Here is a 17,996-nt window from a genome sequence, read left to right on the forward strand (position 1 = left end):
ACAGCCGCATGATGGAGTCATGACTGCTGGAGCACAGGACCTGACCCGTCCCGACGGGTCGCCGCTGCGGGTGCTCGTCGTCGATGACGAGGTGAACATCGCCGAGCTGATCGCGATGGCGCTGCGGTTCGAGGGCTGGGAGGTCACCATGGCCCACTCCGGTTCCAAGGCCGTCAGCGCGGCGAAGGAGACCTCGCCCGACGCGATCGTGCTCGACTGGATGCTGCCCGACTTCGACGGGCTGGAGGTCCTGCGTCGGGTACGCAGCACCCAGCCGGTCGTACCCGTCCTGTTCCTCACCGCCAAGGACGCGGTCGAGGACCGGGTCGCCGGGCTGACCGCGGGCGGTGACGACTATGTGACCAAGCCGTTCTCTCTCGAGGAGCTCGTCGCGCGGCTGCGAGGCTTGATGCGCCGGGCCGGGGCGACCCGGGTCGAGGAGCACTCGGTGATCCGCGTCGGCGACCTGTCGATGGACGAGGACTCGCGTGAGGTGCACCGTGCGGGGGACGAGATCATGCTCACCGCGACCGAGTTCGAGCTGCTCCGCTACCTGATGCGCAACCCGCGCCGGGTGCTCTCGAAGGCTCAGATCCTCGATCGGGTCTGGTCCTACGACTTTGGTGGTCAGGCCAACGTCGTCGAGCTCTACATCTCCTACCTGCGCAAGAAGATCGACGCCGGCCGGAAGCCGATGATCCACACGATGCGCGGCGCGGGCTACGTGCTGAAGGCCGCTGAGTGAACGAGCGCCAGCGAGTGACCCGCCGGTCCAACCGGCTCGGCCGACTGGTCGCGCCGCTCACCTCGCGGCTGGTCATCACCGCGGTCTCCCTGGTGCTGGTCGTCTCGCTGCTGATCGCCACCGTGGCCACGATCGCGCTGCGCGAGACCTTGTTGGACCGCCTCGACAGGGACGTACGCGACATGGCACGAGGTGTCGCCGGGCCGGGGCCGGCCGTCCGGTTGAACCTGGCCCCGGACTCGGTCTTCGCGGAGTTCCCCGAGAATGGCGAGGCTCGAGGCACCCTCGGCGACTTCGACCCGGACGAGGTGGAGCCGCTCACCGTGGCCGACCTCGAGACGCTGCAGAAGGTGAGCGTCGACGCCCGCGCCCACTACGTCGAGCTGCCCGATCACGGCACCTACCGGGTGATCGCCCAGGCCGTCCTCAACACGAGCACCGGCCAGACGGTTATCGTCGTCACAGGTCACTCCACAGGTGAGGTCGAGAAGACCATCGGGAGCCTGATCTTCTGGGAGGCACTGCTGACCCTGCTCGGCGTGCTGGCCGCCGCGGGCGTGGGCTACATCGTCGTACGCCGCCAGCTCAGCCCGTTGCGAGAGGTCGCCGCCACCGCGCATGCCGTCGCCGGCCTCCCCATGTCCTCCGGCGAGGTCTCGGTGACCGAACGGGTACCCGAACGGCTCACCGACGAGGACACCGAGGTCGGCCAGGTCGGGGCCGCGCTCAACTCGCTGCTCGACCACGTCGAGACCTCCCTGGCCGAGCGTCACCGCAGCGAGCAGCAGGTACGCCAGTTCGTCGCCGACGCCTCCCACGAGCTGCGCACGCCGTTGACCACCATCCGCGGCTACACCGAGCTGGCCCAGCAGCGGCCCGAAGCGGTCCCGATGGCGCTCGGCAAGGTGGAGGAGGAGTCGCTGCGGATGACCACGCTGGTCGAGGATCTGCTCCTGCTCGCCCGCCTAGACCAGGGCCGCCCGCTCGCCCGAGAGCCGGTCGACCTGACCCGGCTGCTCCTCGAGGCCGTCGACGACGCCCGGGTCGTCGCCCCGTCGCACAGTTGGCGGCTCGAGCTGCCGGCCGACGTCGACGCCGACTCCGACGCCGCCGAGGTGATCGTGACCGGCGACGACCAGCGACTCCACCAGGTGATCAGCAACCTGCTCACCAACGAGCGCCGGCACACGCCCGCCGGCACCACGGTCACCGTCCGCGTACGTCGTGACGGTTTCGACGTCCACGACGACGGACCGGGCTTCCCGCCGGACCTCGTCCCACGCGCCTTCGAGCGCTTCACCCGCGCCGACGAGGCCCGTCAGCGCGACGGCGGCGCAGGCCTGGGGCTGGCCCTGGTCCACGCCATCGTCACCGCCCACGGCGGCGCCGTGAAGCTGACCAGCGTCCCCGGCGACACCACGATCGCCGTACGCCTCCCGCGCTCCTCCGACAGGTGAGGTGGGGTTTTCCCTACCCGGGTCGGCTCCTTGAGCCCATCGTGGCCAAGCGACGCGTTCCCTAGCGTCGAAGGGTGACATCAGCCACCCGAAACCCCAGGAGCCACCCCATGACCACCCACGCCCTCGAGGTCACCGGCCTCACCAGGACCTACGGCACGGGAGCGGCCTCCATGGCCGCGCTCGACGGCCTCGATCTGACGTGCGCGCCGGGCACGTTCACCGCCGTGATGGGGCCCTCCGGCTCCGGCAAGTCCACCTTTCTGACCTGCGCCGGAGCGCTGGAGCAGCCGACCGGCGGCCGGGTCGTCATCGCGGGGCAGGATGTCACGGAGCTGTCCGAGGCACGCCGGACCAGGATGCGCCGCGAGCGGATCGGGTTCGTCTTCCAGAGCTTTCACCTGCTGCCCTACCTCACCGCCGAGCAGAACGTCGCGCTCCCGCTACGGCTGGCCGGGCACCGGATCGACTCGGCGGCCCGCCGTCGGGTCCGTGATCTCCTCGACCGCGTCGACCTGGGTGAGCGCGCCGGCCATCTGCCGGCACAGCTCTCCGGCGGCCAGCAGCAGCGGGTCGCGATCGCCCGCGCGCTGGTGACCGGCCCCGACATCGTCCTCGCCGACGAACCCACGGGGGCTCTCGATTCCCGCACTGCCGCCTCGGTGCTCACCCTGCTCCGGAGCCTCGTCCGCGATCTCGGCGCGACGGTCGTGATGGTGACCCACGACCCGGTTGCGGCTGCGTACTCGGACAGCGTGGTCTTCCTCGTCGACGGCCGCGCCGTGGGGCGGATGGACAATCCCGACGCCGAGGCCGTCGCCGGCCAGATGGCACATCTCGACGAGCTCACCGACGAGCTCGCAGCCCGGGCCGAGCGGGAGATGGTGTGATGTTCAGCTTGGCACTGCGCTCGCTGCGACACCGCGCCACCGCCATGACCGCGACCTTCGTCGCGATCCTGCTCGGCACGGCGGTGATGGGTTCGTTCACGCCGCTGATCCAGGTCGCGCTCGAACCCGGCACGCCGGCCGCCGAGCAGGAGACCCTGCTCGTCCTCGGGGGAGTGGTCGGCGCCTGGGGCACCGTCATCGCGCTATTCTCGATCGTCTCGACCGTCGGGGTCACCGTGCGACAGCGTGAGGTCGAGATCGGTCTGCTTCGCACGGTCGGCGCCGAGCCTCGTCAGGTCCGTACGCTGGTACGGGCGGAGACGCTCGTGGTCGCGCTCGTGGCCGCGACTCTCGGCGCCCTCGTGGCGAGCCTGACCAGCCGGGCGCTCCTCGACCTGCTGCAGTCCGGTGGCGTCGTGGGCGAACAGGTCTCCCACTCGGGCGGCTGGGTCGCGCTCGCCGCGACCGTCGTCCTGCTCCTGCTCGTCTCCCTGGCGGCGGCCGGGATGGCCGGGTCGCGCGCCTCCCGAGGACCGGCGACGGTCGCCCCCGCCGAAGGCCGGGCGGGCTCCGGACGGATCGCCTGGTGGCGTTGGGCGGTGGCCCTGGTCGCAGTCGGCCAGACGGCGACCATGGTCGCGATGACGATGGCCACGGGCAAGGACGCTGCCAACCCCTACGACGCGATGGCGATGACCGGTTCTCTTGGTCTCCTGCTCGCGGTGGGGCTCGCGGCACTGGCACCGCTGCTGCTGCGGGCCGGCAGCTGGCTGCTGCGACCGCTCCTGGTCGGGACGAGCGGTCACCTGGCGGCGTACAACACCTCACGGAGGTCTCACCTGCTCGCCGGGGTGCTCGCGCCGGTGATGGTGCTCTCGGCGGCCGCGGTCAGCATCCTGATGCTGGTCGGGATCGACGAGCGAACGATGCCCGTCGGTCTGTCCCCGGAGATCGCCGAGGAGTTCGAGACGATCAACCTGCTCAACAACGTGGTCACCGCGATGATCTGCGCGTTCGCGGCGATCATGGTCGTCAACGCCTTCGCCGCCGTCCTCGCCGACCGGCGCCTGGAGCTACGCAGGCTGATGCTGCTGGGCGCCACTCCCGGTCAGGTGCGCGGCTCCGTCCTCGCCGAGGCCGGCATCGTCGCCGCGGTCGGCAACTTCGTCGGTCTGATCGCCGCCCAGGCGACGATCGTCCCGTTCGCCTTCGTCCGGGGCGAGGGTCTGCTTCCCGACGAGCAGCTCTGGCTGCCGCCCCTGCTGCTCGGCGGAGCTGTGGCACTGACGCTGGCCTCCGCGGTCGGCGCGACGAGTCGAGCATTACGCACGACGTCCGGCACCCGCTGATGTCACACTCACTCCTGATGGCCGAGTGGGATGCACCGATCCGGACCGTGCGACCGGAGCCGTTCAGCGGGCAGGCGCTCGTCGAGCGGCTCCGGCTGACCGGACTGTCGCTGGGCTATGCCCTGATGATGGCGCCAGCCCTGGTGCTGGCCATCCTCACCGTGCTCTCGATCCCCCTCGGGCTGGTCTTCGGGGTCGGCGTCGGGGTCGCTCTGGGCGTGGTGCCGGCCACCCAGGCCGTCGCCGGTGTGCACCGCCGGGTGAGCGGGAGGCTTCTCGGGGAGACCATCTTCGAGACGTACGCGGACCTGAGTGCCCTGCCGGTCCTCGGTCGGCCGTTCCGGTGGGTCAGGGAGAAGGCACGGTGGCGCGACTTCTCCCTCTGCTGTTTCTCCGCGACCGGTGGCTTCGTGCTCTCCCTGCTCCCCGCGGCGTTCCTGACCGTGCCGCTGACCTGGCTGATCCTGGCCCTCACCGGCATCGGCTGGGTCGCCTGGCTACTGATCCTGCTCACCGGTCCGCTGCTCCTGGCCTGGTGGGTGACCACCCCAGCCCTCGTCCGAGCACGGGCGCTGGCCGAGCGCGGCATCTTCGGTCAGGGACAGGTCGCCGAACTGACCGCCAGGGTCGAGACGGTCGAGTCGACCCGCGCCGAGACGCTGGACCATTCGGCGGCCGAGCTGCGTCGGATCGAGCGTGACCTCCACGACGGCGCCCAAGCCCGGATCGCCGCCGTCGGGATGAGCGTCGGGCTGGCCGAGAAGCTGATGGCGACCGACCCCGATGCCGCCGCCGCGCTGCTGCGGGAGGCCCGCGAGACCACGGTGTCCGCGCTGGAGGACCTGCGTGGAGTCGTACGCGGCATCCTGCCGCCCGTGCTCGCCGACCGTGGTCTCGTGGGGGCCGTCGAAGCCCTCACTGCCGGACTGCCGCTGCCGGTCACCGTCGCCATCGAGCTGCCCGGTCGTCTGCCCGACCCGGTCGAGTCGGCGGCCTACTTCGCGGTGGCCGAGTGCCTGGCCAACACGGTCAAGCACTCCGGTGCCGACCGGGCGTTCGTACGCGGCAGCCACAACGGGCAACGGCTGCGGATCGTGGTCGGCGACAGTGGCCGCGGCGGTGCCGATGCCACCGGACACGGGCTCGCCGGGATCGCGACCCGACTGGCCGCCTTCGACGGCACCGTCGAGGTCGATAGTCCGTCCGGCGGACCGACCCTGATCACGTTGGAGGTGCCTTGCCGGATCTGAGGGTGGTTCTGGCCGAGGACCAGGCGCTGCTCCGCGTCGGCCTCACCCGGATCCTCGAAGCGGGCGGGATCGAGGTCGTCGAGGCAGTCGACAACGCACCCGCGCTGGCGCGGGCGCTGGTCCGGCCGGATGTGGACGCAGCGGTGGTCGACGTACGTCTTCCGCCGTCCTTCACCACCGAGGGCCTCACCGCCGCGATCGAGGTCAGACGGGTGCGACCGGGGTTTCCTGTGCTGGTGCTGAGCCAGTACGTCGAGCCGCTCTACGCGCGCGACCTGCTCGCCGGGGGAGAGGGCGCGGTCGGTTATCTGCTCAAGGACCGCGTCGCCGACGTCGACGCCTTCCTCGGAGCGGTCGGCCAAGTCGCGGGCGGCGGGACCGTTCTCGACCCGGAGGTCGTCGCCGCCCTCATCACCCGCCGCGAACGCCCGCTCGATCGGTTGACCGAGCGGGAGCGCGAGGTGATGACCCTGATCGCCGAAGGGCGCTCGAACGCCGCGATCGCCGCCCGGCTCTTCGTCACGGAGAAGGCGGTCGGCAAGCACATCAGCTCGATCTTCACCAAGCTCGACCTGCCTCAGGCGAGCGATGACAACCGCCGCGTACTCGCCGTCCTGACCTGGCTCAACGACACCTGAGCGAGGCGTCACTCCCGTCGGCCGAGGCGTCACGTACGTCGGCCGAGACGTCATGTACGTCGGCCGAGACGTCATGTACGTCGGCCGAGACGTCACGCCGGTGCCAACTCGGCCGACCGGGGTGACGCCTCGCCCGACGGGGGTGACGCCTCGCCCGACGGGGGTGACGCCTCGGCGAGGAGGGTCAGTCGTCCTGTGTCTTGCCCGGGAGGTCGAGCATTCGCTGGAGGGCGAGCTCGGCGTAGTGCGCGGTGTCGGGGTCGACCTCGATGCGGTTGACGACCTGGCCGTCGACGAGGGACTCCAGGGCCCAGACGAGGTGGGGCAGGTCGATGCGGTTCATCGTCGAGCAGTAGCAGACGGTGCGGTCGAGGAAGGCGATCCGCTTGTCGGGGTGGGCGGCGGCGAGCCGCTTGACCAGGTTGAGCTCGGTGCCGATCGCCCAGGCGGACCCGGAAGGGGCGGCCTCGATGGTCGAGATGATGAACTCGGTCGAGCCGACCAGATCGGCCTTGAGGACGACCTCGTGCTGGCACTCGGGGTGAACCAGGATCTGCACACCCGGGATCTCGGCCCGCAGCTCGTCGATGGTGTCGGGGGAGAAGCGGCCGTGGACCGAGCAGTGGCCCTTCCACAGGATCACCTTCGCCGCCCGGAGCTCCTCGGCGCTCACGCCGCCACCGGGCTGGTGCGGGTCCCAGACGATGCAGTCGTCCAGCGACAGCCCGAGCTTCAGGACCGCGGTGTTGCGGCCGAGGTGCTGGTCGGGGAAGAAGAGGACCTTGGCGCCCCCCTCTGAATCAGCCTTCTGGTCGAAGGCCCACTCCAGCACGGCCTGCGCGTTGGAGGAGGTGCACACGACGCCGTCGTGGCGCCCACAGAACGCCTTGATGTCGGCGGAGGAGTTCATGTACGTCACCGGTACGACCTGCTCGGCCACGCCGGCCTCGGCGAGCGCCTCCCAGGCCTTCTCGACCTGGCCCAGCCGCGCCATGTCGGCCATCGAGCACCCGGCGGCGAGGTCCGGAAGGATGACCGCCTGCGACGGCGAGGTGAGGATGTCGGCCGACTCGGCCATGAAGTGCACGCCGCAGAAGACGATGTACTCCGCGTCCGGCCGCGCGGCCGCGTCGCGGGCGAGCTTGAAGGAGTCGCCCATCACGTCGGCGAACTGGACGACCTCGTCGCGCTGGTAGTGGTGTCCGAGGACGAACACGCGTTCGCCGAGCTTCTCCTTGGCGGCGAGCGCGCGCTCGACCAGGTCGGGGTCGGAGGCGGCCGGCAGGTCGCCGGGACACTCGACGCCACGCTCGGAGTTCAGGTCGGTGCCGCGCCCGAGGGGGAGCAGCGGGAGGTCGACAGTCGTCATGATGACGATAATACATGTCTTGGGCTGCCCGATCCGGTGGCGTACGTCACATGGTGGTCGTCCTCAGGCGCGGAGCGGTCGGACGGCCTCCCAGGCCGGGTCGGTGTCGACCCGGGTGACGACGTCGCCGTGGGCCCAGTCGCCGACCGTCTCCTCCAGCCGCTGCGGGGCCGAGGTGGTCGGGTCGACATAGGCGTGCAGAAGACGTACGCCGTTGGTGGTCTCGTGGGCGACGACGCGGCCGTCAGGCCCGAGGGTCGAGGCCAGACGGTCCTCGAGCCGGCCGAGGTCGCGCAGGGCGTCGGCCGAGGGGAGCCCACGCTCGGCGAAGCCGACGTAGGGGATCATCACGCCGACATGCTGGGTCAGGTTGGGGGCCATGACCGGGTGCAGGGGGACGACCGCGCTCGCCTCCACCGGGCCCTGCGGGCTCTCCCCGCGGAGCAGCACCCAGGCCGGGTTGCCGTCGGGGTCGACGTACTCCTTGCGGAGGTTGCGTACGGCGGTGCGCAGCCCGTCGAGGCCGAAGCCGTTGCGAGGGCGGGCCGTGGTCGTCTCGACCTCGCCGATCCACAGCTCGGTGCTGGACTCGCCCAGCGTGGTGTCGAGGGCGTGGAAGGCGACCTGCAACCGAGCGTCGTCGACGAGCTCCGGGAAAGCGGGATGGAAGAGCTTGATGTCGAAGTGAGCGCCGCTCTGCCGGCCGCTCACCAGCACGTCGGCCAGCCGGATCGTGGCTCCGCCGGAGGTGGTGAGCACCGTCTGGACCGGATCGTCGACCGGCGGCCGCTGGTCGCTGAACTCCCACGGCGAGACCTCGTCGGGCTCGGGGGCGGCGAGCAGCCAGCGGCGAGCCAGCGCGCGATGGTCCGGGTTGCTGCCGGCCGAGACGACCAGCAGCCGTCCGCCCAGCGGCCCGGGGCCGACCTCCCAGCTCAGACCCGTCTCGATCGCGTCGACCCGTCTGGCCAGCAGACCGACCAGAGCGTCCTGATCGTCGGCATCGAGCGCGGCACCACAGGCGAGCGCACCCTTCTGCGCCCACCAGGTCCAGAAGCCACGGATCCGCCTGGTCTCTGGGTCGCTGGCCGCGCGCCGTCGGAAGAACCGCACGAAACGACCTTAACCCGACGCATCCGCAATGGTCGTGGCTTTGAAGAGGCGGTGGGAAGCCCGGACCCTTCGGCGCGCGGGTAGGTTGCGGCCATGCGAGTCCTGATCGCCCCCGACAAGTACGCAGGCACGCTCTCCGCCTCCCAGGCGGCCGCCGCGATCGCGGAGGGCTGGCGGCGTACGGCTCCACGCGACGAGCTCTCGCTGGTGCCGATGGCGGACGGGGGACCGGGGTTCCTCGCGCTGCTGCACGAGTCCCTCGGCGGTGACCTCCGCCAGCTCGAGGTCAGTGGCCCGCACGGCGAGCCCGTGGCCGCACAGGTCCTGGTCGAGGGCGGGACCGCCTATGTCGAGTCAGCTCAGGCAGCCGGTCTGCACCTGACCGGCGGGAAGGGCGTCGAGCAGGCGACCTCGTACGGCGTGGGGCAGCTGATCCTCGCTGCTCGCGAAGCCGGAGCCAGCAAGGTCGTGGTCGGCCTCGGTGGCTCGGGCACGAGCGACGGGGGAGCGGGCCTGCTCGCAGCGCTGGGTGCCACCGCGGACCGGCCGCTCGACGCCGGCCTCGTCGGGCTCGAGGGCGTCACCGAGGTCACGCTGCCCGAGCCGCTCGGTCTCGAGATCGTGATCGCCAGCGACGTCGACAACCCACTGACCGGTCTCTTCGGTGCGATCAAGGTCTACGGGGAGCAGAAGGGGCTGATGGAGGAGGCCATGCCCCGCTGGGACGGTGTGCTCCAGGACCTGGCAGCCGCCACCTCGCGCAAGACCGCGACCGAGAAGGGCGCCGGAGCGGCCGGCGGCATGGGCTTCGCGCTGCTGCTCCTCGGAGGCACGCGGCGGCCGGGGTTCGAGGTCGTCGCCGATCTGCTCGGGCTGCCCGAGCTGGCCTCCTGGGCCGACCTGGTGATCACCGGCGAGGGGTCTTTCGACCCGCAGAGCACCGCCGGAAAGGTTCCGGTCGGGGTGGCGCGCCTGGCCGAGCAGTCGCTGAGGCCCTGCATCGTGCTGGCAGGGAAGGCCAGCATGAGCGGACGGGAGCTGCGGACGCTCGGCATCGACGCCGCCTACTCCCTCGTCGACAGCGTCGGCGAGGAGCGGGCGCTCGCCGAGGCGTACGACTCCTTGGTTCAGGTCGCCGCCCGGGTGGCCCGGACCTGGTCCGCCGACCATCGGGAATAACCGAGGATGTGCGACGATTGAGCCTTAAGACACAACCCGCACCCACGCACAGGGAGCCCAGCTACATGACCGAGCAGACGACCGAACGCCGCGCCGACTCCATCAACCTGAGCGACGTCGCCGCCGCGAAGGTGAAGAGCCTCCTGGAGCAGGAAGGCCGCGACGACCTGAGCCTGCGCATCTCCGTGCAGCCTGGTGGCTGCTCCGGCCTGCGCTACCAGCTCTTCTTCGACGAGCGCACCCTCGACGGTGACGAGGTCACCGACTTCGACGGCGTGTCCGTCGTCGTCGACCGGATGAGCGTTCCCTACCTCAACGGCGCCATGATCGACTTCGTGGACAGCATCGAGAAGCAGGGGTTCACCATCGACAACCCCAACGCCACAGGGTCTTGCGCCTGTGGAGACTCCTTCCACTGAGCCGAACCTGGTCCAGTACGTCAGCAGCCCCTGCCGCGTAGGCAGGGGCTGCTGGCATCTGTGGCCTCCTCGGTGAGGGAGGCCGAGTTCGATCAGATCAGGGCGAGGTCGTCGGCGGCGTGCTCGCAGGCCGCGAGCATCGCGGTGTCGCCCGGCTCGCGAGCCTGCATCCGGACCGTCGGCGCCGGCCGCTCGGCCGCACGCACTCTCGGCGCGGGCAGGCTCAACGCGCTGTCGGCGGCGGCACAGTCGACGCAGAGCTGCGCCGGGCTGTCGAGGTCGTCGTACGGAACGCGCGTTTCTGTCATACAAACGACGGTAAGCACTACCAACCGGTAGCAGAAGGCCGACTCAGCGGTAATATTCATCTCCCGTCCACGGCCGAGTCTTAACATCGTCCGAGGTCTCGCCGGTAGGGTTCCGCGCATGTCCGGTTCACTCCTGATCGCAGGCTCCATCGCCACCGACCACCTGATGAGTTTCGGTGGAAAGTTCGCCGACTCGCTGGTCGCCGACCAGCTCGACAAGCTCTCGGTGAGCTTCCTGGTCAACGACCTCGAGATCCGCCGCGGTGGTGTCGGGGCCAACATCTCCTTCGGCCTGGCCAACCTCGGTCTCGACCCTGTGCTGGTCGGGGCGGTCGGCGAGGACTTCGCCGACTACCGTTCCTGGCTCGAGCGCCACGGCGTCAACTGCGACCACCTGCGGGTCTCGGAGACGCTGCACACCGCGCGTTTCGTGTGCACCACGGACACCGCGATGGCGCAGTTCGCCAGCTTCTACCCGGGCGCGATGGCCGAGGCCCGCGAGATCGAGCTCGGCCCGATCGCGGAGAAGGTCGGCGAGCCGTCGTTCGTGCTGGTCGCGCCCGACGACCCCGACGCGATGAAGCGCCACACCCAGGAGGCGCGCCAGCGCGGCTACACCTTCATCTCCGACCCGAGCCAGCAGCTCGCCTTCGGCGACGGTGAGCTCATCCGCGAGCTCGTCGACGGCGCCGCCTACCTGTTCACCAACGAGTACGAGTCCCACGTCCTCGAGCAGAAGACCGGCTGGTCGGCCGAGGAGGTCCTGGCCCGCGTCGGCACCCAGGTCACCACCCTCGGCAAGGACGGCGCGCGCATCCAGCGCAAGGGCGAGGACGCCATCGAGGTGCCGGCCGCGAAGAACGTGAACGCCGTCGAGCCCACCGGCGTCGGCGACGCCTTCCGGGCCGGCTTCCTGGCCGCCCTGGCCTGGGACTGCGAGCTGGAGCAGGCCGCCGAGGTCGGCTGTGTCCTGGCCGCCTACTGCGTCGAGACCGTCGGGCCGCAGGAGTACTCCTTCACCGCGGAGGGGTTCGTGGCTCGAGTCCGCGAGTCCTACGGCGACACCGCCGCGGACCAGATCGCTCCGCACCTCAAGAGCTGAACTTCTCTGGCAATTGCTGCACTTCTCAGGCAATGCAACACCTGAGAAGTGCAGCAATAACCGGTTAACCGGGTATTCCTTCAGGCTCAGCTCAGGCGGCGTATCCGATAGACGGGTACGCCGTCTTCTGCTTCCACCTCGCCGACGAACTCCTGACCGCGCATCCGGGCCCAGGCGGGCACGTCGTGGTGGGCGGCGACGTCGTCGGCGGCTACCGCGATCACCTCGCCGACCTCGACGTCACCGAGGTGTCGGCCGAGCTCGATGATGGGTCGCGGGCAGGCCTGGCCACGACAGTCGAGGGTGAGGTTCGGCGCGCTCACACGACCACGCCCGTAGCGCAGGCGCCAGGATACGAGCGCCGTCGTGTGTTGTCTTGATGGTTCACTCGCTGTCGCTCGCTCATAATCCCGCCTCGGCGCGTAGGTCCTTGACGATTCCGGGCAGTGCATCGAGCACGCGCTCCACATCCTCTCGCGTCGTGTCGCGGGTCAGCGACAGCCGAACGTTACCGTGTGTCAACGCTCCCATGGCAGCGAGCACGCGAGACGGCTCGCGAGTGTCGGAGGTGCAGGCGGAGCCGCTCGCGACACCGGCGCCGAAGCGGTCCAGCGCGGTCACCAGCGCCTCGCCGTCGACGTACAGCGCCGAGAACGTCACCAGGTGGGGGAGCCGTCCATCGGCGGGCCCGGCCACGTCCACGTCCGGGATCTCCGCCTGAACGCGCTCCCTGACCAGTGAGATCAGCTCGTGCTGGCGGGCGTTGACCTCCTCCCGCTCGGCGACCACCGCTTGGAGCGCCGCCGCGGCGGCCAGCGCTCCGGGGATGTTGGAGAACCCCTGGTCCGTACGAGACCACTCGTCGCCCGGGAACGGCCAGCGCCACCGCGCGGCCCTGCGCACGACCAGCACCCCCACACCGCCGGGGCCGCCCCACTTGCGGGCAGAGCCGGCGACCGCGTCGCCGACCGGGGGCAGGGGCAGCCGCCCCATGGAGGCGCAGGCGTCGACGAAGAGCGGCACCGGGCCGGCGGCTGCGGCGACCTCGTCGAGAGGCTGAAGCGTGCCCACCTCGTGGTTGGCCTGCTGGACGGCGATCGCGTCGACGTCCCCGGCGCGGACCGCGTCCTGCACGGCGCTGACATCGACTCGTGCCTCGTCGTCGACGGCGAGCTCGGTGACGGGGGAGCGCCGAGACCAGCTCGCGGCGTCGACGACAGCCTGGTGCTCGACGGCAGTGTGACCGATGCCACGGGATCCGAGACCCAGCAGGCCCGCGTGCACGGCGGCGGTCCCCGAAGATGTGAAAAGCACCTCATCTCGGCGCACTCCCAACGCCTCGGCCACGACCTCGCGGGCGTTCGAGAGCAGCAGCCCCGCGTTGCGCGCCGGCCGGTGCAGACGGCGGGGGTCGGCATACCCCTGATCAGCCGCGGCCAGAAGCACTTCCCGCGCGGCGGGATGGAGTGGTTCGGCCGATGCGGCGTCGAGGTAGGTGAAGGGTTCGGTCACGGAAGACAACGGTAGCCAAGCGCGACATGAGGAACCCCTGAAGATGAAACCGAAGGCGCTCGCGGTAGTCTGCCGACATCTGAGTGTTCGCATGAGAGAGAGGCTCGTAGTGGGTCTGCACTTGCCAGGGAACGGATCGAATCCGTCCCACGCCCGCGCCCGACGTGGTGCGCTGGTGGCGACGCTGACGGCCGGCGCCCTCCTGCTGAGTGGCTGTTCGGACGAGGCGGCGCGTTTCGGCTTCCCCGAGCCACGTTCTGAGCAGGGGGAGCACAACCTCGCCCTGTGGCAGGGAGCGTGGTGGGCCGCATTGATCACAGGTGTTCTGACCTGGGGGCTCATCTTCTGGGCGATCTGGCGCTACCGGCGCCGCAGCGACGCCGACATCCCGGTCCAGACGCGTTACAACCTGCCGTTGGAGATCTTCTACACGATCGCCCCGGTCATGATGGTGATTGTGTTCTTCGACCACACCGTCACGGTCCAGAACGAGATGCTGGACAACGGCAACCCGACGAACGTGGTCGAGGTGACCGGCCAGCAGTGGCAGTGGACCTTCAACCACGGCATCGGTGAGCCCGACGTCAGCGCGGACGAGAACCTCGTCGACGACGAGTACCCCTACGACCGCTACGGCTACGTCGTGGGCACCGGCTCGCACATCCCGACGCTGGTCCTCCCAGAGAAGACCACCACGCGGTTCAACCTGCGTTCGGCCGATGTCATCCACAACTTCGGTGTCCCGGACTTCGGCATGAGGATGGACGTCGTCCCGGGTCGGGTGAACCACTACTCGATCACCACGAAGGAGGCCACGGCCACCTTCGACCCGAACGCCGAGGACCTGATCGACGGCACCACCTTCCGTGGCGCCTGCTACGAGCTCTGCGGCGTCTACCACGCCCGGATGATCTTCAAGGTCGCGATCGTCTCCGAGGACGACTACAAGTCCTACGTCGACACGTTGGCGCAGAACGGCTTCGAGGCCGAGCGCCCGCTGCTCGGTGGCGGCAAGTCCACCCGCAGCACCGACGACATCGCCAGCCACAACGAGGAGGAGGGCGAGTGACCGCCACCGCTGCGCGCCCGGTCGCCGGGGGCCCCAAGCCGCTCGGCAAGCAGATCTACCAGCTGCTGACCACCACCGATCACAAGCTGATCGGGAAGATGTACCTGGTCACGTCGTTCGTCTGGTTCCTGATCGGCGGCCTGATGGCGCTGCTGATGCGTTCGGAGCTGGCGTTCCCGGGACAGCAGGTCGTCAACGACGAGCTGTTCAACCAGCTGTTCACGATGCACGGCACGATCATGCTGCTGCTCTTCGCGACGCCGCTGTTCTTCGGCTTCTCCAACGTGATCATGCCGCTGCAGATCGGCGCACCTGACGTCGCCTTCCCGCGGCTCAACATGTTCAGCTACTGGCTCTACCTCTTCGGCAGCCTGATCGCCGCCAGCGGCTTCCTCACCCCGACCGGCGCGGCCGACTTCGGCTGGTTCGCCTACACACCGCTCTCCAGCGCGCAGTACTCGCCGGGCGTCGGTGGCGACCTGTGGATCATGGGTCTCTACATGGCCGGTCTGGGCACGATCCTCGGCTCGGTCAACTTCATCACCACGATCATCTGCATGCGCGCGCCGGGCATGACCATGTTCCGGATGCCGATCTTCACGTGGAACACCCTGATCACGGCGCTGCTCGCGCTGATCGCGTTCCCGATCCTCGCCGCCGCGCTGCTGATGCTCGAGTCCGACCGGCAGTTCGGGTCCCACGTCTTCGACGCCTCTCACGGCGGACCGATCCTGTGGCAGCACCTGTTCTGGTTCTTCGGCCACCCCGAGGTCTACATCATCGCGCTGCCGTTCTTCGGCATCATCTCCGAGATCCTCCCGGTCTTCAGCCGCAAGCCGATCTTCGGCTACGTCGGTCTGGTGGCCGCGACCCTCGGCATCGCGATCCTCTCGGTGGCGGTCTGGGCGCACCACATGTTCGTGACCGGTGCGGTCAACCTGCCGTTCTTCTCCGGGATGACGTTCCTGATCGCGGTGCCGACAGGCGTGAAGTTCTTCAACTGGATCGGCACGATGTGGGGCGGGTCGGTCAGCTTCGACACCCCGATGCTGTGGTCGATCGGCTTCCTGACGACCTTCCTCTTCGGTGGTCTGACCGGCATCATCCTGGCGAGCCCGCCGCTCGACTTCCAGGTCTCCGACTCCTACTTCGTGGTCGCGCACTTCCACTACGTGGTCTTCGGGACCGTCGTGTTCGCGATGTTCGCCGGGTTCTACTTCTGGTGGCCGAAGATGACCGGCCGGATGCTCGACGAGCGCCTCGGCAAGGTCCACTTCTGGCTGCTGTTCGTCGGCTTCCACGCGACCTTCCTGGTCCAGCACTGGCTCGGTGTCGAGGGCATGCAGCGACGCATCGCCGACTACCTGCCGAGCGACGGGTTCACCTTCCTGAACCAGTTCTCGACCGTGGGTGCGTTCCTGCTGAGCCTGTCGATGCTGCCCTTCTTCTACAACCTCTACGTCTCCCGCAAGGCACCGCTGGTGACCGTGGACGACCCGTGGGGTTGGGGCCGCTCGCTGGAGTGGGCCACTGCCTGCCCGGCGCCGCGCCACAACTTCGTCTCGATCCCGAAGATCCGCTCGGAGTCCCCGGCCTTCGACCTCCACCACCCGGAGATCGCCGCGCTGGAGCACGATGAGGACGATCTCGTCTCCACCAGCTCCAACAAGGAAGGCTGAGCCCGATGAAGTCTGAAGCCTGGATCTTCGGGATCTGCACCGTCTTCATGGTGCTGGTCACCCCGGCCTACTGGCTCATCACCGCGGCCTCCGAGGAGGGCGGTGACTGGACCGGCACCTCGGCGCTGGTGATGTGCACGCTTCTGTTCACGATGATCTGGATCTACCTCGGATTCCACGCGATCAAGATGGACCCGCGTCCTGAGGACCGTCTGGACGGGGACATCGCCGAGGGCGCCGGGGAGTACGGCTTCTTCCCGCCGTTCTCCTGGTGGCCGCTGTGGGCTGCGCTCACCTTCGGCCTGGTGGTCCTCGCGGTCGCGATGGCCGCCTGGTGGCTGGTCATCATCGCCGCAGTGCTCGGCATGCTGGCCACCGCCGGCTGGAACTTCGAGTACTACCGAGGCGAGTTCAAACACTGAGCGTCGAACCTACTCGGGGCCCGATCCAGATGGATCGGGCCCCGTTGTATTTCTTGGGCAACTCTTGGTGATGCCCGGTAGGGTTATCGGGCCTGCGCCCGGGTACAGAGCGTTGGGGTAAATACACACGTCTGGAGCAGTCTCACCGTGTCATCGCAGTCACCGTTTCACCGTCCGTCCCTGTTCGCCCGTCGACGGGTGCTGTGGACCACAGCGGCTGCGGCGCTCACCCCAGTGCTCGTCGCGTGCGGTGCGGATCCGGCCTCGAAGGAGCCCAAGAAGCCCGCCGAGCCCAAGGTGCAGATCACGCCCAACATCGAGGACAACGCGACGGGCGTGGCGGTCGACAAGGTGGTCAAGGTCGGTGTGGCCAAGGGCCGTCTCGACGAGGTGATGCTGACGGGCGCCAAGGGCACCAAGGTGCGCGGCACCATCACCGAGGACGGCCTCAGCTGGAGTGCGGGCGACGTGCTCGAGCCGACCGCGTCCTACACCCTCGCGGTCACCGCCACCGGCGACGACGGTCTCGAGAAGAAGAGCCAGATCACCTTCGCCACCGAGGACCTCGGCCTGGACCGCCAGACGTACCCGTCCATCGCGCCGCTCGACGGCGAGACGGTCGGCGTCGGGATGCCGATCATCGTGACGTACGACCTGCCGGTGAAGAACAAGGCCGCCTTCGAGAAGAAGATGATCGTCGAGTCGACCCCGAAGCAGGAGGGGTCGTGGTACTGGGTGAGCGACAAGGAGGTTCACTACCGTCCGCGCACCTACTGGCAGGCCAACTCCACGGTCAAGGTGAAGCTCAACATCAACTCGGTCCCCGCCGGCGGAGGCGTCTTCGGCCAGAAGAACCGCGAGATCACCTTCAAGACCGGTGACGCGCACATCTACCGGGCCAACGCGAAGACCCACCAGATGGAGGTCTTCAAGAACGGGCAGAAGGTCAAGACCATCCCGATCACGACCGGCAAGGAAGGGTTCATCACCCGCAGCGGCGTGAAGGTGATCATCGAGAAGTTCGAGCGCAAGACCATGAACTCCGAGACCATCGGGATCAACCAGGGCGACCAGGAGTACTACAACATGGAGGGCGTGAAGTGGGCCATGCGCCTGACGTTCTCCGGTGAGTTCATCCACGGCGCCCCGTGGTCGGTGGCCCAGCAGGGCAACGCCAACGTCTCCCACGGCTGCACCGGGATGAGCGACGCCAACGCCAAGTTCCTCTACGACATGACCCGTCGCGGTGACGTGGTCGAGACGGTCGGCACCAACCGCGGGATGACCTTCAGCAACGGTTGGGGCGACTGGAACACCCCCTACGAGGAATACCGCGCCGGTTCCGCGCTCGCCTGACCCGGCGGCACGCCGGGCGCCGCCTGACCGGGACAACCGGCTCGGGCAGATATCGTGGGCTGCGGCAGACAACGCGCGACACCACGTCGTTGCTGCTTGCGTCCGGAAGAGCCTTTACCTACCTTCCGTTCAAGACGTG

The 17,996-nt window shown here is 69.0% G+C and carries 18 protein-coding genes; 13 read left to right on the forward strand and 5 right to left on the reverse strand.

Translation table 11 applies throughout. From position 1 onward, the window contains the following. Positions 1-19: 19 nt before the first annotated feature. From BJ988_RS05455 to BJ988_RS05480, 6 genes are all read left to right on the forward strand, one after another. A complete protein-coding gene (locus BJ988_RS05455; protein ID WP_281365468.1) occupies positions 20-745 on the forward strand; it encodes a response regulator transcription factor in 726 nt (241 codons plus the stop codon). Beyond that, positions 742-2,202, forward strand: a complete 1,461-nt coding sequence (locus tag BJ988_RS05460; protein ID WP_343051481.1) for a sensor histidine kinase — start codon at positions 742-744, stop codon at positions 2,200-2,202. Before BJ988_RS05455 ends, BJ988_RS05460 begins: the two co-directional genes overlap by 4 nt. 110 nt (positions 2,203-2,312) lie before the next feature. Further along, positions 2,313-3,092 carry an ABC transporter ATP-binding protein gene (locus tag BJ988_RS05465; protein WP_179657087.1) on the forward strand — a complete coding sequence of 260 codons (780 nt, stop codon included), beginning with the start codon at positions 2,313-2,315 and terminating at the stop codon, positions 3,090-3,092. Continuing rightward, the gene (locus BJ988_RS05470; protein WP_179657088.1) at positions 3,092-4,441 is read left to right on the forward strand and encodes an FtsX-like permease family protein; all 1,350 of its coding nucleotides are present in this window, start codon (positions 3,092-3,094) and stop codon (positions 4,439-4,441) included. Before BJ988_RS05465 ends, BJ988_RS05470 begins: the two co-directional genes overlap by 1 nt. Before the next feature lie 17 nt (positions 4,442-4,458). After that, on the forward strand, positions 4,459-5,691 hold the full coding sequence (locus tag BJ988_RS05475; protein ID WP_179657089.1) for a sensor histidine kinase: 1,233 nt from the start codon (positions 4,459-4,461) through the stop codon (positions 5,689-5,691). Further along, entirely contained in the window at positions 5,688-6,329 is a 642-nt protein-coding gene (locus BJ988_RS05480) for a LuxR C-terminal-related transcriptional regulator (protein WP_179661342.1), read from the forward strand. The genes BJ988_RS05475 and BJ988_RS05480 overlap by 4 nt, the downstream gene beginning before the upstream one ends. A 184-nt stretch (positions 6,330-6,513) precedes the next feature. Here the strand turns inward: BJ988_RS05480 and nadA are convergent, their stop codons facing one another. Then, complete coding sequence (gene nadA, locus BJ988_RS05485; protein ID WP_179657090.1) at positions 6,514-7,698, reverse strand: quinolinate synthase NadA; 1,185 nt, start codon at positions 7,696-7,698, stop codon at positions 6,514-6,516. 63 nt (positions 7,699-7,761) lie between these two features. Next, positions 7,762-8,811 (reverse strand): DUF695 domain-containing protein, encoded by a 1,050-nt coding sequence (locus BJ988_RS31265; protein ID WP_179657091.1) that lies wholly within the window; start codon positions 8,809-8,811, stop codon positions 7,762-7,764. 93 nt (positions 8,812-8,904) lie between these two features. Here BJ988_RS31265 and BJ988_RS05495 point away from each other — a divergent pair, with 93 nt between their 5' ends. Together BJ988_RS05495 and erpA are read left to right on the forward strand one after the other, a co-directional pair. Further along, the gene (locus BJ988_RS05495; RefSeq protein ID WP_179657092.1) at positions 8,905-9,990 is read left to right on the forward strand and encodes a glycerate kinase family protein; all 1,086 of its coding nucleotides are present in this window, start codon (positions 8,905-8,907) and stop codon (positions 9,988-9,990) included. Positions 9,991-10,055: 65 nt separating this feature from the next. Then, a complete protein-coding gene (gene erpA / locus BJ988_RS05500) occupies positions 10,056-10,409 on the forward strand; it encodes an iron-sulfur cluster insertion protein ErpA (protein ID WP_179657093.1) in 354 nt (117 codons plus the stop codon). Between the two features lie 92 nt (positions 10,410-10,501). Here erpA and BJ988_RS05505 read toward each other — a convergent pair whose 3' ends face one another. Then, a complete protein-coding gene (locus tag BJ988_RS05505) occupies positions 10,502-10,717 on the reverse strand; it encodes a hypothetical protein (protein WP_179657094.1) in 216 nt (71 codons plus the stop codon). Between the two features lie 118 nt (positions 10,718-10,835). Here BJ988_RS05505 and BJ988_RS05510 point away from each other — a divergent pair, with 118 nt between their 5' ends. Next, complete coding sequence (locus BJ988_RS05510; protein ID WP_179657095.1) at positions 10,836-11,819, forward strand: carbohydrate kinase family protein; 984 nt, start codon at positions 10,836-10,838, stop codon at positions 11,817-11,819. An 86-nt stretch (positions 11,820-11,905) separates the two neighbouring features. On the opposite strand, the gene BJ988_RS05515 is transcribed toward BJ988_RS05510, so the two are convergent. Continuing rightward, complete coding sequence (locus BJ988_RS05515) at positions 11,906-12,142, reverse strand: sulfurtransferase TusA family protein (RefSeq protein WP_179657096.1); 237 nt, start codon at positions 12,140-12,142, stop codon at positions 11,906-11,908. Between the two features lie 79 nt (positions 12,143-12,221). Continuing rightward, positions 12,222-13,331 carry a cysteine desulfurase family protein gene (locus BJ988_RS05520; RefSeq protein WP_343051482.1) on the reverse strand — a complete coding sequence of 370 codons (1,110 nt, stop codon included), beginning with the start codon at positions 13,329-13,331 and terminating at the stop codon, positions 12,222-12,224. Positions 13,332-13,506: 175 nt separating this feature from the next. On the opposite strand from BJ988_RS05520, the gene ctaC reads away from it, so the two are divergent. From ctaC to BJ988_RS05540, 4 genes are all read left to right on the forward strand, one after another. After that, positions 13,507-14,400 (forward strand): aa3-type cytochrome oxidase subunit II, encoded by an 894-nt coding sequence (gene ctaC, locus BJ988_RS05525; protein WP_179657098.1) that lies wholly within the window; start codon positions 13,507-13,509, stop codon positions 14,398-14,400. Next, positions 14,397-16,079, forward strand: a complete 1,683-nt coding sequence (ctaD, locus tag BJ988_RS05530) for an aa3-type cytochrome oxidase subunit I (RefSeq protein WP_179657099.1) — start codon at positions 14,397-14,399, stop codon at positions 16,077-16,079. The genes ctaC and ctaD overlap by 4 nt, the downstream gene beginning before the upstream one ends. A 5-nt stretch (positions 16,080-16,084) precedes the next feature. Continuing rightward, complete coding sequence (locus tag BJ988_RS05535; protein ID WP_179657100.1) at positions 16,085-16,501, forward strand: cytochrome c oxidase subunit 4; 417 nt, start codon at positions 16,085-16,087, stop codon at positions 16,499-16,501. A 198-nt stretch (positions 16,502-16,699) separates the two neighbouring features. Next, positions 16,700-17,857, forward strand: a complete 1,158-nt coding sequence (locus tag BJ988_RS05540; protein WP_179657101.1) for an Ig-like domain-containing protein — start codon at positions 16,700-16,702, stop codon at positions 17,855-17,857. Positions 17,858-17,996: the final 139 nt, after the last annotated feature.

The organism is Nocardioides panzhihuensis (genome assembly GCF_013408335.1).
Taxonomy (GTDB): domain Bacteria; phylum Actinomycetota; class Actinomycetes; order Propionibacteriales; family Nocardioidaceae; genus Nocardioides; species Nocardioides panzhihuensis.